Origin of the sequence: Klebsiella sp. BIGb0407, from assembly GCF_024807845.1 — a bacterium.
Classification (GTDB): Bacteria; Pseudomonadota; Gammaproteobacteria; order Enterobacterales; family Enterobacteriaceae; genus JGM124.
Map to the genome: position 1 here is coordinate 11,477 of NZ_JANUEQ010000002.1, position 16,874 is coordinate 28,350.

Below are 16,874 nucleotides of genomic sequence, written 5' to 3' on the forward strand. Positions count from 1 at the left end.
AAATTTTGTCGAGTCAGCCGACTGAAATTTTGACTACCTGACATAGACACGAAGTATCAAAATGCATCATAGATGAGCTACTAGCACTAAATTATCATGACTCGCTTCTGTTTAACTTTGGTTGAAACGGAAAACCGGTAACAGATAGTTTTCAGCCTCACTGATAATCGCTTTGTAGTAACTCTCATCCAATGAGCGATGCAAGCGTTGTAACCAGATATCGGCACCTTCACCCTCAACCAGGGTATTTCCTTCCCACGAAGAAACGAGCTTACTTCTGGCTTTTAGCTGAGTCTGCTCATCCCATAGAATGGCATCTTGTTGTGGGTCAAAACAAGCCTTTAGCCATACCCCACCACTTTGCGGCAATAGAATCAGTGGCTGATTAACCCCTTTTTTATAACCTTCAATGAGCTGTTCCAGGTAATGATACGCCTGATCTTTCTCCATTAGCGGAAAGCGCCACTCCGAATCTTTACGCCCATACATACAGCTTTCGCCCCTTCCCCCGGACGCAGACCAGACAAGATGCTCAAGCCATAATTGTAAGCCGTGACCGACCGTTAAAATCGAAGGTCGCCAGCGTAATAAACCTTGCGGCTGAACATCAGAAAGCCAGCCAGTAAAACGAACGCCAGCAATAGATAAGTCCACTTCCCAGTTTTCTGTCGGCTGGCGTGCAGCAATGATTTTTTCTGCAAGAATTTGCATTTCTGCCTGCTGCTTTTCCCAGATAATTTCGCCAAATGCCCCATAGGGTAGCTCGCCTGCGGCCCGATAACGGGTGAAGAGTTGCTGGGGGTCGTCCTGTTCTATTAAGGTATTCAGAACTTTTTGATTCAGTAAGAAACTTTCAAGCGAATCAAGCGTAAAAGGCTCACTATCGGGTAATTCCGTCTCATCAAGGCGGAAATTGACGCCTAGCCTGGTCTGGAAAAATGCGCGTACAGGATGACGCCAGAAACGCTGTAACTGTTCCAGAGATATTTCATCAAACGGGATAACGGGTAACGGCTCAACAATAAAAGGAGCATGCGCTTCTCCTTGTTGATTTGCTGCTGAGAGCCATTCCTCAGCAAAGCTTTGGGCAGCATCTTCAGGCAGGTAATTGTCACTGGCAAAGGGTGTACGGGAATGCTGCACAATCAAATGTCGCTTAACTCGCTCACTACTGGCATCAATATCCAGCTGCTCATCACCCGGTAAATAGTGACTATTAACGATGTAGTCCAGTAACTCTTCCACTAATACCGAAGGATAGCGGCGACTGTTATCCTGAATCGAACGACCAATATAACTGATATATAAACGCCGCTCTGCGGAACTCAAGGCTTCAAGAAACAGATAGCGGTCATCGTCACGCCGGCTTCTGTCGCCACGCTGTGGATTCTGGCTGATTAAGTCAAAGCCTAATGGGGCAAGAGTTCGAGGATAAACGCCATCGTTCATGCCAAGCAGACAAACCACTTTAAACGGAATAGCACGCATCGGCATCAGGGTACAGAAGTTAACCTGACCTGCCAGAAAACGCTGACTCATTCTTTGATTATCAAGGCGTTGAGATAATGCACTGCGCAGCAGGACCAGAGATACGGGCTGGTTATACGCGGCCTGAACGCCCTGCTCAATCATCTCCTGCCACTGAGATTCGATTAGGGCTAAAGCCTCTTCAGATTCGTCATCGGCCTGGAAAAAGCAGGCCAGCATCTCTTTGCATAACGGCAGCCACTCTTCCAGCGATCTCGGTTCAGCGAGAACTTGTCGCCACTGATTAAGACGCATTAATAACTCAGCCAGTTGCCCTACAAGCTTTGCAATTAAACCGCTCGACTCGTCAAAAGGAAGAACTGAGTCCCAGACTCCAGCCTCACTTTCCATGGCATAACCCAGCAACATGCGTGTCAGACCAAAACGCCAGGTATGTTGCCCCGTAGCAGGTAATTCTTGCTGACGTACGTTGTCGTCATCCAGCCCCCAGCGGATACCAGACTCGCTGACCCATTGACGCAAATAACGTAAACCTTCCTCATCGATGGAGAAACGACTGGCCAGGGATGAAACTTCCAGCAGCGCCAGCACATCTTCGGCTAAGAAGCGACTTTCTGGTAACGAAAGTAAACTGATAAAGGCTTGTAGTGCAGGGTGAGCGTGGCTGGCACGACGGTCCGAAAGGGTAAAAGGTAACCAGCGGTCGTCACGAGCATTACCAAAAACAGCCTGAATAAAGGGGCTGTAACTGTCGATATCTGCAACCATGACAATAATATCGCGCGGTTTTAAGTTCGGATCGTCCTGCAACATCGCCAGTAGCTTATCATGCAGGATTTCAACTTCGCGCTGTGGGCTATGGCACTCATGGAAGGTCACAGAGCTATCATCCGGGTCCAGTTGTTGCTTATTATCGCTGCGGTTAAACTCTTCCTCAGTCAGCCCCAGCACGGCACTATTTTTTAACTCCAGCAGATCGTATTGCAGCTTGTGCAACAGGTTGTCTGGCTCAATATCGACAAAAACATCAATCTCTTCAAATTGTTCCAGCTCTGAGAGCAGATAAACATAATCCCGCCCCAGCTTTCCCCATGAGGCTAGCAGTGGGTTAGCCGTGTCCTGTTCCCCCAGTGTATTAAAGAGCGCTGCTGCGCTGTCATTATTTTTAAATAACCCATGCTCATTGTCAGCTAAATGACGGCGACGACGACGCTGGGTCAGGCGTGCCAGAAACGCAGAGTCTTTAATATCACCCCAGTAGTAACGACAAGGATTAGTAAATAAGACATGAATATCAATATGCCTTCCTAATGCCTGTAGCGCCTGAAGATAAACTGGCGGGAGTGCAGATATACCACAAAGAAAAATACGTGAAGGCAACCCGGGAGGACAGGTGTCACTCTCTTCAAGTACCTTGATAAAACGCTGGTAAAGGTTAGCTCGATGCCATTGGGGGTGACCCAAATCGGCCGTATAACGAACTAAGGCCGCCCACAGCGGTGCCTGCCACTGCTGTGCTTCCCCTGCATTATCTATCCACTCTCCCTTTTCCCAGCGACTTAACCAGCCGGGACGATACACCAAATATTGGTCGTAGAGATCCGCAATGCGTGAGGCGAGCTGGAAAAGCTTACGGTTATTATCATCTTCCTGGAGATAGTGTTTGAGCTGAGCAAAGGGGGCTTCACTGAGCATGTCCGGGATAAGAGCCATCAGCTTCCAGCTCATACTCTGTTTGTTGAAAGCACTCTGCTCAGGAATACCCGGCAAGACACAGCTGAACATTTCCCAGATAAAGCTCGCCGGTAGTGGGAACTGGATATTGGCAGCGATACCAAATTTTTGTGCCAGCGTCATTTGTAACCATTGCGCCATTCCCGTGCTTTGCACCAGTACGACTTCTGGCTCCAGCACATCTGCCAGAGGCTGGCGTTCAACAATGAACTCCATAATTTCTTCAAGCACATCAAGGCGGTTAGAATGGTAGACACGTAACATGAAATCGCTACTCCTGATTAGATTTAGGGAACGGACGAATCCGTTTTGATAACTGCCCGAGACGTCCCTGGGGGCTGGTTATCGTGACACTGATACAGAGACAATCCCCGCAGGATATCTGCTGCTTTTGTACTGACCACCCGTCCGGTAAAGAAGGCGATTCGGGTTCCGTCTGCTCAAGCGCATAACGCCAGAGCTGCCGGGTCTGCCATTGTGCTTCAGCCTCTTGTTGTAACCCGCGATGATAATTCAATAGCAAAATAATGACCGCAGCAAATAGCACCAGTGCACATAATGTTTCAGGTAAACTAAAACCTCGTTGCCGCACGATTATGATGCCAGATTACAGCGTGTTTTATCGCTTAAAGGACAATAATCCAGCCATCCATGATTACTGGCTATAAATTTACCTTTTTTCACCTCACCCCAGCGCCAAAAAACCAAATTTTCAGACAAATTGCCATCAACTAAGGTTCCTGCCAGTAATACTTCATTACTCTTCAGTTGATATAAACAAGCATGTAGCCCGGATAATGCCTCAGTCTGACATTGCCAGCGTTGTTGCGGCGACCACTGCTGTTCTGCCCCCCATGCCAGCGCTGATTGTGCTCCGGCATAACGGACTATTGTTCTGACCTCTTTCATTCCCCACTGCCGCTGGGCGGCAAGATAGGATGACAGCCCTGCCATCATCATTAATCCTAATAGTAACAACATCATTACCATCAGTAGGGTACTATGCCCGGCTTCACGGGATAGGCTCATAAATTTTCTCCTCTGACGATATGCCGTACTTTGATGAGTGATGAAGTCTGTTTTTGTCTTGCAGTCAGATTAATTTCCAGCAGCGGTGGGCTGGCTTTACGTAACAGCTGTGTGACAGAAAAATGAGTCAGCATCATCAATTCAGGATCCGAGATTTTTTCCCATAACTCGCCGGTATCTTCTTTCGTCCCTTTCAGAATTTGCAGCGTTCCTTGATGTAACCGATAGCCTGTCTGCACGTACTCACCGTCAGTAGAACTCTGCCGGTCAGGCGCTTGCCACTGAATCATTACCCGACTTCCGCCTTGTTCGATTTGCAAGGCTGGAGTTTTACAGACGCCGCGACAGTATCCTGCACGCTGAAGATGCTTACCGATACGGTATGCCAGCTGCCAGACTGATTCACGCACGCAGGCAGACTGATAGTCACGCAGAATACTTCTTTGCAGCGTGGGAAAAAGGCGCATCGAACCCAACAGCAGTACGCCGCTGAGAGCCAATGCCACCAGAACTTCAATCAGCGTAAAACCCTGCTGGCTTAATCGCATTATGTTTTCTCCGCCATGGCGAGAGTGCGGATGCGTCCCCAGACAGAAATAATGATTTTTCGCTGCCCTGCGGCATTGTTTAAAATAATATGCCCGGGCTTTGCGGTATTCATTACGCCATAAAAACCCAGTTCTGGGGTCATTTCACTTAATGATACCTCTTGAAAGCGCGGAATAAATTGCCACTGACTTGGGGTTACACAAGGCTTACCGACATACCGCTCTGTTGTGAGGCACCAGCTACCCTGTTGCTGCCATAGGGTCAGTATATGGTCACGATTAAATCCGTTAGCATCACTCCGTAAATGGTGCAGAAACTGACTAAGCTGATGGGCGGTTTGCCAGAGCCGCTGATGGTGCTGCCATTGCTGAAAGCCATAAATAGCACCAGAACTCAGGATGGCAATCACTAGCATAACAATCATCATTTCTATCAGGCTAAAGCCCTGTATTGTCTTGTTCATGGCATCAGTATGCCCGTTATCAGCTAGCTGGCTATCAGCGAAATAACAGACGCCGAGCGTCCTCGAAATCACTCGATATCGTTGCAGAAAATTTCATAGCAGCTGTAATTATTCTCGAAAAAAAACCCATGAGCAGAGGTATGCGCATGGGTTTTAGAGATAGGAGTATGCTTAGAGTTAAATCGCTACCGGTGCTTTAATCGCAGGATGCGGGTCATAGCCCGTGATTTCAAAGTCTTCAAAACGATAATCAAACAACGATTCGGGTTTACGTTTGATAACCAGTTGCGGCAGAGGACGCGGCTCACGAGTAAGCTGCAGACGAGCCTGTTCGAGATGGTTGAGGTATAAGTGCGTATCTCCTCCAGTCCAGACAAAGTCACCCACTTCCAGGTCGCACTGCTGTGCCATCATATGCACCAGCAACGCATAGCTGGCGATGTTAAACGGCAGACCGAGGAAGATATCGCACGAACGCTGATAAAGCTGACAAGACAGCTTGCCATTAGCAACATAGAACTGGAAAAAAGCATGGCAAGGTGCCAGCGCCATCTGATCCAGCTCACCGACATTCCATGCGGATACAATAATACGTCTGGAATCCGGATCGCTTTTCAGTTGCTGAATGACCTTTGTTATCTGGTCAATATGGCTACCATCTGGTGCTGTCCATGAACGCCACTGCTTACCGTATACCGGACCTAAATCACCGTTTTCATCCGCCCATTCATCCCATATCTTCACATTATTTTCATGCAGATAAGCGACATTGGTGTCCCCTTGTAAAAACCACAGCAGCTCGTGAATAATCGAGCGCAAATGACATTTTTTAGTAGTGACTAAAGGAAAACCTTCCTGCAGATTAAAGCGCATCTGATGGCCAAAAATAGATAAAGTCCCGGTTCCGGTACGATCATCTTTGGGTGTGCCCTCTTCAAGCACCATCTTCATCAAATCAAGATACTGTTTCATATCACCTCAGGATAATTGCGGTTGTGGGCGACGGCGGTAGGCCCAAACCATCATGATAACACCCGCGATAACCATTGGAATCGAGAGGATTTGACCCATGCTGATGTATTGTACCCACTCACCGGTAAACTGAGCATCAGGCTGACGGAAGAATTCAGAAATAATACGGAAGATGCCGTAACCGATTAAGAACAAGCCGGATACCGCGCCCACAGGGCGAGACTTACGTACAAACACATTCAGAATGATGAACAGAACAACGCCTTCCAGTAATAGCTGATACAGCTGTGAAGGATGACGTGGCAGGCTACCGTATTGATTAAATAAGGATTGCCATTCCGGATGACTGGCCAGCAGGCCGATATCTTCCCGCCGTGATTCAGGGAATAGCATTGCCCATTTAAAACTTGGGTCAACACGCCCCCAGAGTTCACCATTAATAAAATTGCCCAGACGCCCAGCACCCAGTCCGAAAGGGATCAGCGGAGCAATAAAGTCAGACACCTGGAAAAATGAGCGTTTGGTTCGACGCGCGTAGATAATCAAGACGCAGATGACGCCGATAAGCCCGCCATGGAAGGACATTCCGCCATCCCAGACTTTGAATAAATAGAGCGGGTCGGCAAGGAACACAGGGAAATTGTAGAAAAATACATACCCCAGTCGTCCACCAACGAATACGCCAACAAAGCCAGCATAAAGCAGGTTTTCAACTTCATTTTTTGTCCATCCGCTACCCGGACGGTTAGCACGGCGGCCGGCAAGCCACATCGCAAATATAAAGCCGATAAGGTACATCATGCCGTACCAGTGCAAAGAAATAGGCCCGATAGAAAAAAGCACCGGGTCAAATTCAGGGAAACGCAGATAGCCACTGTTCATCTGTCACCACAAGCCATTGTTACACCACCATAAGTGGATGGTGGAATTACAAATACGCATTACCAGGAATGCGCTCCGAAAGCAGCGCATCATAGCATAAAGGCGGGAAGTGATTGATTAACGAAGTTGTAAAAGATGTGTAATGCTATTTTTCATATCAGCCGGATGCCAACAGTTAACGACCACCACGAATCAGACCGCCCATCCCTCTTTTTTCCATGAATTCAGTTACCTGCTGACGAACTTCGGCAGCTGTCTGAGCGCCAATGCTAGCCTGGGCCAACGCTTCAGCGTCTTCTCTTTCAATGTGGCGCAGCAAATATTTAACACGCGCAACCGAGCGGCCATTCATGGATAAATGCCGATACCCCAAGCCCACTAGCAGAGCAACACAGCGCGGATCGCCCGCCATTTCGCCACATAACGCGAGGCCGATACCGTAGCGCCGGGTTTCCTTCGCTATCATATCTAATGCCTGTAACACCGCCGGATGCAGGCTATCGTAGAGACTTGCCACTCGGGTGTTATTTCTATCTACCGCCAGTAAATATTGGGTCAAGTCATTAGTGCCAACTGAGATAAAATCAACCCGGGTAGCCAGATGCTTAAACATAAACAGCATAGAAGGAACTTCGACCATCACCCCTAAACGGAATTCAGGCAATTCATAGCCCAGAGAAGCTTCAACTTCATGCTCTGCCCGCTGAATCAGCTTGCATGCTTCATCTAACTCTTCGATGCTGGTTATCATCGGTAGTAGAATACTGAGATTACTGGTCGCTGCATTAGCACGCAGCATGGCACGTACTTGAATTAAAAAGATCTCAGGCTGATCGAGAGTGATACGAATTCCACGCCAGCCAAGAGAGGGGTTCTCCTCGATGATAGGCATGTAAGGCAGTGCTTTATCAGCCCCGACATCGAGGGTGCGTAAGGTCACAGGTTTATCATTAAACAGCTGCAACATTCCCTGATACTGAGCAATTTGCTCTTCCTCTGACGGGAAACCGCTCTGTAACATAAAGGGAATTTCAGTACGATACAGCCCAATACCGTCGATACGTTTCCCCAGTTTAGCTTCATGTTCAGGGCTTAACCCCGCATTGAGCATCACCTGAACCCGTTCGCCACTTTTCAACTGCCCCGGCTCATCAACTTTATCTTCGACCAGGCGACTGAGTTCATTTTCCTCACTCACCAGACGCTGATACTCTTTTAGCAGTACACGTTCTGGCTCAACCAGTAACTCACCGCGATAACCATCAACAATCAGCGTACGGCGATGTAAGAACGAAGGCTGAATATCCGCCCCGGTGACAGTAGGAATACCTAATGCCCGTACCATGATCGCAGCATGGGAATTCACTGCACCATCGCGTACCACTATTCCAGCAAGGCGGTTTTGCGGTAGTTCAGCAAGCGTTGCCGCGGAGAGTTCATCAGCAACCAGAATAAAACGCTCAGGCCAGGTGCTGGGGCTTTGAATGCTATCATCGAGATGAAACAGGACCCTTTGTCCCAAAGCTCTTAAATCACCGGAACGTTCTTTTAAGTAACTGTCAGTCAGACTGGCAAACTGAGCAGCAAACTTTTCAATGACCTTTTTCACCGCCCATTCGGCGACAGAACCGTTGTCGACTTCTGCGAACAGTTCTCGCCGTAACCGGGTGTCACTGAGTAAATGAGAATATAAGTCAAAGATAGCAGCCGTTTCTTTCTGCGCTCCAGCCGAGAAGCGCTTACTGTAACGCCGGAATTCGGCCGCTGACTCTTCTAACGCCGTCATCAGACGTTCACGCTCAGAGACAATATCCAGCGTCGAGGCTTCTGATACCTGTTCCATCAGAGGCAGCGTGGCATCAACCCAGCCTTCAGCAATTGCCACACCCGGTGAGGCAGGCAGCGCACGAATACGCGTGTGTCTGTACTGTCTGAACAGAGCTGTCAGCTGAGATTGGGATAAAATAGCGGCGACTTGAGTCGCAAGCGTAACCAGAAATGACTCTTCACTTTCATCATACTGGCGTAGTTCGCGTTGCTGTACCACCAGGACACCCAGCAACTGCCGACGCTGGATAACCGGAACCCCAAGAAAAGCCCGAAAATGCTCTTCTTTGACGGAAGGAATATATTTAAAACTAGGATGCTTTTGTGCATCAGCCAGGTTAATAGGCTCAGCAAGACGCCCGACCAGACCAACAATGCCTTCATCAAATGCCAGCGTCACTGAACGGCCACGTGGTTTTTTTAAACCACGTGTGGCCATCAAATAAAAACAGTGTCTGTCGTTATCGGCTAAGTAGACGGAACACACTTCTGTATCCATCGCTTCACAGATTTCGGTTACCAGAATATCCAGCGCCTCATTGAGGCGCGGCGCACTGGCAACTTTTTCGACAATTTCTCGCAAACGAGTCAGCATCTTTGGCGTGACTTAACCTCTTTTACGTCGCCATACTGGCGTATTATTACGTGGTGGAGTCACTTCCTGCAGTGGCATAACAAAGCTGGAAAACTCCTTCATTACCCGCCGATAAACATCGCGTTTAAATGAAACAACTTGCCTTACCGGATACCAATAACTGACCCAGCGCCACCCGTCAAACTCAGGCGTACTGCTGGTTTGCATATTAATAGCGGAGTCATTGCCCACCAACTGCAAAAGAAACCATTTTTGTTTCTGGCCGATACAAACCGGCTTTGTGTCCCAACGCACCAGACGTTTGGGTAATTTGTAACGCAACCAATTTCGGGTCGAAGCAAGAATACGCACATCTTTTCGCTGTAAACCGACCTCTTCGAAAAGCTCCCTGTACATTGCCTGTTCAGCTGACTCGCCAGGATTAATGCCACCCTGCGGAAATTGCCAGGAGTGCTGACCAAAACGACGAGCCCACATCACCTGTCCTTGCCGATTACATATTACGATCCCAACGTTTGGGCGGTAGCCATCATCATCGATCACCGGACTACCCCAAAACAAACTTAGATTACGATGATTGTTTCATACAAGTGTCAGGCGGTAAACCACTCTATAAACATGCTGTAAATAGAATAACATTTGAATAACTCACAAAAAAACGCAGGGTTATAAACAGGGGTAAGCTGTCACACCCGGTTTTATTCACTTTTTCTGTGGATATAACTGTGCAGAACCCTAGAATTACATAGGGACAACTTTAAATAAGCTTAAAATCACAGCGGGTTAAATAAAAAATAAATACATTAAAATCATTATGATAAAAATTCAATATGACATAAAAAAACCGATATAGTGACATTGATCACATAGCGTCAATGGCTACTGATGAAAGATCGTACAACGTCGTTTTTATCCACAGTTTGTGCAAACAAGTTAGTCAAAAACTGCTGAAGTATTGTATTTTACCCCCCCGTCAAGGCTGTAAATAGAACCAGTAGTCTGCCATTTTGCCAGTTATCCCATTTTTCTGTGGATAACTGGGGGTAAGATCCTGTTCATTGCCAGTGACCAGATTGGGAAAAGGTTTTTTTCTTCTCAGAATATCCTGTAAAAATGATAAAAAAAATTCTATAAATCATTATGTTGTCATTTATCTGTAAACAGTGTTTTATAGTCAGTCTATTGTGAATAACTTGCGCTCATTTTTTGACCAGAAGTGTTATCTCTAAATGTTATCAATACAACCTTTTACCTCACCACCAGAAAGTGAAGCAGCCCTGCTTAACCAGGCCCAATCTATTGCAGGTTATACCCTGGGAGAACTGGCGGCTAAAGCTTGCATAACTATCCCTGATAATCTTAAGCGTGATAAAGGCTGGGTAGGGGGATTACTGGAATTATGGCTGGGAGCCAGTGCGGGTAGTAAACCTGAACAAGATTTTGCAGCCTTAGGTATTGAGCTTAAAACTATTCCGGTTGATGCCCTTGGTCGCCCGCTGGAAACGACTTTTGTCTGCGTCGCCCCGCTGACTGGTAATAGTGGTGTAACCTGGGAAACCAGCCATGTGAAGCACAAACTGAAACGCGTCTTATGGATACCTGTTGAAGGTGAACGCCAGATCCCGCTTGCTGAACGTCATGTGGGTTCACCGCTATTATGGAGCCCTGACGCCGATGAAGAAGAACAACTCCGCCAGGACTTCGAAGAGCTGATGGATTTGATTGTACTCGGGCATGTGGAGCGCATAACGGCTCGACATGGTGAGGTGTTACAACTACGCCCTAAGGCAGCAAACAGTCGTGCGCTGACTGAAGCTATTGGTATTGACGGTGCTTCTATTCTGACTCTGCCTCGTGGCTTTTATCTGAAGAAAAACTTTACCGCCGCTTTGCTCGCCAGGCATTTCTGTTATTAAGACGTTAGCGCTATTTTTTCCTCGCTCTGCAAGAAAAAAGGTTACCTTATCGTCTTAATCAGAATTAACTGCTTTTCTTACTCGTTGAATTCTATTACTACTAAAGTCATAGACAGTTAATTCCAGAAAGAGGCTTAAAAATGACAAAATGGGCAGTAGCAATCTCAGCCATTGGTCTGGTATTTGCCGTTTCAGGCTGTAGCAGTGATTATGTGATGGCAACTAAAGATGGCCGTATGATCCTGACTGAAGGTAAACCTAAGGTCGATGATGAGACCGGGCTGGTGAGTTATCATGATGCTGAAGGTAACGAAATTCAAATCAATCGCCAGGAAATTTCGCAGATAATCAAACGTTAATCCTTTTCGAATTACGCTCAAAGACGTCGATGAACACAGATACCCCGTGCGATTCGGCGAGTTCCACAACGTTCATCCCCGGACGACTTGAACGAGAGTTCCGATAAAACTCCTTTTTTATAACGATCTCAACGTTTTCTGCCCTTTCCCCCTTTTTCTTTGTGTTCACCTCTGCCATGTTATAGCTCTTGGTTAGGGATTTTTCCCGACTGTACAACCGTTAAGGAAGCTCACTATGCATTATCATCGTATTCCCTGGAGCTCACTTGAAATAAGTACTTTGGGATTAGGCACCATGACATTTGGCGAGCAGAACAGCGAAGCTGATGCCCATGAACAACTCGACTATGCCGTCAGCCAGGGTATTAATTTAATTGATGTCGCAGAGATGTACCCGGTTCCCCCTCGGCCAGAAACCCAGGGGCTCACTGAAACTTACGTCGGTAACTGGCTCAAAGCGCGCGGTAACAGAGAAAAACTGGTTATTGCTTCAAAAGTCAGCGGCCCGCCACGAAATACTGACTCAGGGATCCGCCCTCATCAGGTACTTGATCGTAAAAATATTCGTCAGGCACTCGATGCCAGCCTGAAACGTTTACAAACTGACTATCTCGATCTCTATCAGGTTCACTGGCCTCAAAGGCCGACCAACTGTTTTGGACAACTTGGTTATACCTGGACCGATACCACGACCTTTCCAGTGACAATTCTGGAAACGCTGGAAGCACTGACAGAATTACAGCGAGCAGGAAAAATTCGCTATATTGGTGTCTCCAACGAGACGCCATTTGGTGTGATGCGCTACCTGAAACTGGCAGAAAAACACGATTTACCACGCATTGTCACCATCCAGAATCCATACAGTTTGCTGAACAGAAGCTTTGAAGTGGGATTATCTGAAATAACTCAGCATGAAGGTGTCGAGCTACTGGCCTATTCTTGTCTGGCATTTGGAACACTCAGCGGTAAGTATCTTAATGGTGCCCAGCCCGCTGGCGCACGCCACACATTATTCAGTCGCTTCACCCGTTACAATGGTGAACAATCACAAAAAGCAGTCGCCGCTTATGTTGATATCGCCAGACGCCATAATCTTGATCCGGCGCAAATGGCGCTTGCTTTTGTTCGTCGCCAACCCTTTGTTGCCAGTACCCTGCTGGGAGCAACCACGCTTGAGCAACTGAAAAGCAATATTGGCAGTTTGCATCTTGAATTGAGTGAGGATGTGCTGAAAGAACTTGAAGCGGTACACCGGGTGTATACCTATCCCGCACCTTGAATTTTAGCAAACAGACTACCCGTTTAGCGGGTAGTCTGTAAGGCTATCATAAGTGGAGCGCGCGTTTTTTCTGATTATGCTGCCAGATCCATAACACCGTAATAGCGATTGCAAAGATAGAACCAAAGCCAACGCCGATGCCAACCACCGGTAAACCGACTTTCACTGCCAGTGAATAGAGCCCCAGCATCAGTAACATGGCGGTATTTTCCCCCAGGTTCTGAACGGCAATAGCATGGCCAGCTCCGACGGTTTCTTTCCCTTTTTCTTGCAACAGTGCATTAAGTGGCACGACAAAGAATCCACCACATACCCCAATCAAGGTCAGTAGCAGATAAGCGGGAAGTAATGACTGCTGTATTGCAAAGAAAAGAACGCCAATTCCAAGCAGGATACCCGCAGGCATACAGCGAGCAACGCTCTTAAGCGTCACGAGTTTTGCCGCAAGGCCGGCACCCACTACAATGCCAACGGCAACCATGGCGTTAAGATAGGTCGGCGTAGCGTTATCGGTAATACCGAGCGCGACAGGTACCCACAGCACCAGTAAAAAGCGCAGAGTCACGCCCGCACCCCAGAACATACTGGTTCCGACAAGGGTAAGACGTGTTTCAGGGTTCTGCCACAACGTACGACAGGCTCCGACAAAATGGCGGAACATAGCAAGAAAATGCCAGGACTCACCGGGACGTGCCGGGGCAAGTTTAGGAATAAACAGATTGGCGACCACCGCCGCGGCGTAAACCACGACACAAACCAGTAAAGCCGCGAACAGATTTAAATCCGCCAGGATACCGCCTGCGACAGATCCTAAAAGAATCGCGACAATCGTCGAAGCTTCCATCAGTCCATTTGCTTTCACCAGATTAGGACCGGTCGTCAGCTCACCGAGAATACCGTATTTCGCAGGGGAATAAGTGGCTGCACCTACGCCAACCAGAGTGTAGCCAATAAAGGGGTCAAGACCAAAACAGATGCAGGCTGCGCCGAGTAATTTCAGGCTGTTAGCCATCATCATTACTCGTCCTTTAGAGAAACTGTCAGCAACTTGACCAACAAACGGAGCAAATACAATATAGGCTCCGACAAATACCATCTGTAATATCGGCTGACTCCAGTCAGGATAAAATTGTTGCTTCAGCACCGCCAGGGTAACAAAAAGTAGCGCATTATCACCAAATGCCGAGAGAAACTGTGCCCCCGTTACCGCCATCATGCCGCGAGAACAAAGCGAAGTATCCTTAACTGTCGATTCAGCCATTTGCCTTCTCTGCCTCATCAAGTTGTGCTTTCAGGGTCATAAAATCAGGTTTACCACTGCCTAATACCGGGAGCTGTTTCAAAAAGCGAATATCGCGCGGCACGGCAAGCTCAGGAATACCATGCTCCCGGGCATAACTCAGTAAACTATCGCGTTTTAACTCAGCATCGCTGGTAAAGAGCACCAAAGCCTCCCCTTTTGCCGCATCCTGACGCACTACTGTAGCATGGAGTTTTTCAGGTGATACACCTATTGCCATCTGTTCAACCATTTCCAGTGACACCATCTCACCTGCAATTTTCGCAAAACGCTTGGCGCGCCCCTGAATAATACAGTAGCCTTGTGAATCAAAAGTGACGATATCCCCGGTGTCATACCAGCCGTTTTCTAACTCTCCATCTGCATTTTCCGCAACGGGGACTTCCAGTATTCCTGGATTTTCGAACCTAAGATAGCCGTTCATAATGTTCGGCCCTTTTAGCTGCAGTCGTCCACCCTCTTCAATACCGGGCACCGCCATCAAACGGGCATCCATCGCCGGAAGAATGCGGCCAACAGTTCCCGTTTTGCATGCCATTGGCACATTAATAGAAACTACTGGCGCACATTCCGTCACCCCGTATCCCTCAAGAACGCGTAAGCCGAATTTTTCCTGCCACAGCTGGCGAGTACTTTCCTGTAATTTCTCGGCTCCGGCGACGACATAGCGAATACGGTAGAAATCATACGGACTGGCAAAGCGAGCGTAGTGACCAAGGAAAGTCGAGGTACCAAACATCACGGTACAGTTTCGGTCATAAATCAGCTCAGGCACCACACGATAGTGCAGCGGACTCGGATAAAGGAAAACTTGTGCTCCGGTAAACAGTGGAGTAAATAGCCCGACAGTCAGGCCAAATGAATGGAACAGAGGTAAAGCGGACATAAAACGGTCGTCAGCGGTAAAATCTGCAATGGTACGAATTTGTTCGACATTCGCCAGGATACTTTTATGGCTATGCACCACGCCTTTCGGATGACCTTCGGAGCCCGAGGTAAACAGAATAATAGCGGCTTGTTCCGGCTGCTGTTTGACTTGTGCCAGCCGTGGCACTAACAGATGAGCCAGGATCCAGAGCTTATCACCCGTGGTTACGGTAGATTTTAAATCTTCCAAGAAAATCCAGCGAACCTGGGTTAATTGTTCAGGCAAGTGCCACAACTTACCCTTATCGAGAAACTGCCGTGAGGTAAACACGGTCTTAATTTGTGCCGCAGTAATCGCACTCGTCAGGCCTTTAACACCAGCGCTATAGTTCATCATCGCTGGGACACGGCCGCGCAGTGAAGCCCCAAAAATAACCGCCGCGCTGATAGCGGCGTTTGGAAGCATCAGCCCGATACTTTCCCCGGGTGCGCTGTATTTATCCAGAATTCGTCCGACAGACAGGATCTTTTTCAGCAAAGAGCGGTAGCTATCGGGTTTGAAATTAATATCCTCAATACAGTGTTTGCCCGCACCATAACGATATTTTGCCGCCAGCAGTGCCTCAAATAATGTTTCCCGCGGCCGTACCGCCATACGCGCTTCCATCATTATCTGATGCAGCATTTCTCCGGCAATTTTTCGCCTGTCACGAGGACGTCTTGCCACAGGCATCTCAAGCGAGGTCGGAGGTAAAATATGCAAAGTGATTTTTGGGAAAAGACGCTGTTTAACCAGCCCTTTCAGGCGACTAAAAAAGGTCAGTTCAGCGCCGTCAATTCTGATGGGAACAACGACGGCTTTTGATTTAGCGGCAACAAAACCAGCCCCATCATAGATTTTCATCAGTGAGCCACTCACCGAAATACGACCTTCAGGGAAAATAACCACCGGGCGGCCTTGCTCTACCAGGCGTACCAAATGTTTGATAGCCAGAGGGCGAGTCGGATCGAGTGGGACAAAATCGATAATCGATTTTAACCAACGCATATACCACTTTTCAGTAATCGAGGAGTACACCGCAAAGACCGGACGTACCGGTAAAAAGAGTGCCAGCAGAATGCCATCAATAAATGAAACATGGTTCGGTACAATCAGTACGCGTGACTGTTTAAGACTTTGCGTGTCGCCATAAAGGCGTACCCGAAAAAGTACACGAAATACAGTGCGCAAAAACGTAAAGAACATGAAGACTCCCTTTATTATCATTAAGAGCCTATCCCATTAGGCGTACATTGTTGCAGTCAGTTTGGGCACGGACAGCGCGGAAAAACCGGAGCGTACACTTCGTCCGTGAGAATTTTGAGCAGGCCCAGGGCCAAAATGGCAAATAAAATAGCCTAATGGGATAGGCTCTAAGCAGTAACAGCATTCATTCCACAGAGTACACCAGTTTTTACGCCCCCGAAAAAGGGGTACATAAAAATAAGAAGAATATTATCACTCGGGTCCCGTTAGTGGGATAGGTGGCACATTGGGAGCGGCAGCGCAGGTCAGGCAGAAATGAGAGAAGAGTAGTAGACCCGGAACGATTAAGAATTCAGGCAAAAAAAAGC

General features: G+C 47.8%; 14 protein-coding genes and 1 pseudogene. 4 read left to right on the forward strand and 11 right to left on the reverse strand.

Translation table 11 applies throughout. From position 1 onward, the window contains the following. Window positions 1-111 precede the first annotated feature (111 nt). From recC to rppH, 9 genes are all read right to left on the reverse strand, one after another. The gene (gene recC / locus M2387_RS07305) at window positions 112-3,486 is read right to left on the reverse strand and encodes an exodeoxyribonuclease V subunit gamma (RefSeq protein WP_259048378.1); all 3,375 of its coding nucleotides are present in this window, start codon (window positions 3,484-3,486) and stop codon (window positions 112-114) included. A 7-nt stretch (window positions 3,487-3,493) separates the two neighbouring features. Then, window positions 3,494-3,814 carry a prepilin-type N-terminal cleavage/methylation domain-containing protein gene (locus tag M2387_RS07310; RefSeq protein ID WP_259048380.1) on the reverse strand — a complete coding sequence of 107 codons (321 nt, stop codon included), beginning with the start codon at window positions 3,812-3,814 and terminating at the stop codon, window positions 3,494-3,496. A gap of 2 nt (window positions 3,815-3,816) precedes the next feature. Further along, window positions 3,817-4,251, reverse strand: a complete 435-nt coding sequence (locus M2387_RS07315; RefSeq protein WP_259048382.1) for a YgdB family protein — start codon at window positions 4,249-4,251, stop codon at window positions 3,817-3,819. Continuing rightward, entirely contained in the window at window positions 4,248-4,799 is a 552-nt protein-coding gene (locus tag M2387_RS07320) for a prepilin peptidase-dependent protein (protein WP_259048384.1), read from the reverse strand. Before M2387_RS07320 ends, M2387_RS07315 begins: the two co-directional genes overlap by 4 nt. Beyond that, entirely contained in the window at window positions 4,799-5,335 is a 537-nt protein-coding gene (locus M2387_RS07325) for a prepilin peptidase-dependent protein (RefSeq protein WP_310572762.1), read from the reverse strand. The genes M2387_RS07320 and M2387_RS07325 overlap by 1 nt, the downstream gene beginning before the upstream one ends. A 105-nt stretch (window positions 5,336-5,440) precedes the next feature. Then, a complete protein-coding gene (thyA, locus tag M2387_RS07330; RefSeq protein ID WP_259048387.1) occupies window positions 5,441-6,235 on the reverse strand; it encodes a thymidylate synthase in 795 nt (264 codons plus the stop codon). A 6-nt stretch (window positions 6,236-6,241) separates the two neighbouring features. Continuing rightward, window positions 6,242-7,117: a prolipoprotein diacylglyceryl transferase gene (gene lgt / locus M2387_RS07335; protein ID WP_259048388.1), complete on the reverse strand. Its 876-nt coding sequence runs from the start codon at window positions 7,115-7,117 to the stop codon at window positions 6,242-6,244. 175 nt (window positions 7,118-7,292) lie between these two features. Further along, window positions 7,293-9,539, reverse strand: coding sequence for a phosphoenolpyruvate--protein phosphotransferase (gene ptsP, locus M2387_RS07340; protein ID WP_259048389.1), 2,247 nt, complete (start codon window positions 9,537-9,539; stop codon window positions 7,293-7,295). 12 nt (window positions 9,540-9,551) lie between these two features. After that, window positions 9,552-10,082 carry an RNA pyrophosphohydrolase gene (gene rppH / locus M2387_RS07345; RefSeq protein ID WP_259048392.1) on the reverse strand — a complete coding sequence of 177 codons (531 nt, stop codon included), beginning with the start codon at window positions 10,080-10,082 and terminating at the stop codon, window positions 9,552-9,554. Between the two features lie 442 nt (window positions 10,083-10,524). On the opposite strand from rppH, the pseudogene M2387_RS25890 reads away from it, so the two are divergent. The 4 genes and pseudogenes from M2387_RS25890 to M2387_RS07360 form a co-directional block, all read left to right on the forward strand. Beyond that, window positions 10,525-10,620 (forward strand): annotated as a pseudogene (locus tag M2387_RS25890) (hypothetical protein); the annotation flags it as partial. A 148-nt stretch (window positions 10,621-10,768) separates the two neighbouring features. Next, window positions 10,769-11,455, forward strand: coding sequence for a DNA mismatch repair endonuclease MutH (gene mutH, locus M2387_RS07350; protein ID WP_259048394.1), 687 nt, complete (start codon window positions 10,769-10,771; stop codon window positions 11,453-11,455). A gap of 140 nt (window positions 11,456-11,595) precedes the next feature. Then, window positions 11,596-11,814 carry a YgdI/YgdR family lipoprotein gene (locus tag M2387_RS07355; RefSeq protein ID WP_259048396.1) on the forward strand — a complete coding sequence of 73 codons (219 nt, stop codon included), beginning with the start codon at window positions 11,596-11,598 and terminating at the stop codon, window positions 11,812-11,814. Window positions 11,815-12,049: 235 nt separating this feature from the next. After that, a complete protein-coding gene (locus M2387_RS07360; RefSeq protein WP_259048398.1) occupies window positions 12,050-13,093 on the forward strand; it encodes an NADP(H)-dependent aldo-keto reductase in 1,044 nt (347 codons plus the stop codon). A gap of 46 nt (window positions 13,094-13,139) precedes the next feature. Here M2387_RS07360 and lplT read toward each other — a convergent pair whose 3' ends face one another. After that, window positions 13,140-14,354, reverse strand: coding sequence for a lysophospholipid transporter LplT (lplT, locus tag M2387_RS07365; RefSeq protein WP_259048400.1), 1,215 nt, complete (start codon window positions 14,352-14,354; stop codon window positions 13,140-13,142). Continuing rightward, the gene (gene aas / locus M2387_RS07370) at window positions 14,347-16,506 is read right to left on the reverse strand and encodes a bifunctional acyl-ACP--phospholipid O-acyltransferase/long-chain-fatty-acid--ACP ligase (RefSeq protein ID WP_259048402.1); all 2,160 of its coding nucleotides are present in this window, start codon (window positions 16,504-16,506) and stop codon (window positions 14,347-14,349) included. The genes lplT and aas overlap by 8 nt, the downstream gene beginning before the upstream one ends. Between the last annotated feature and the right edge of the window lie 368 nt (window positions 16,507-16,874).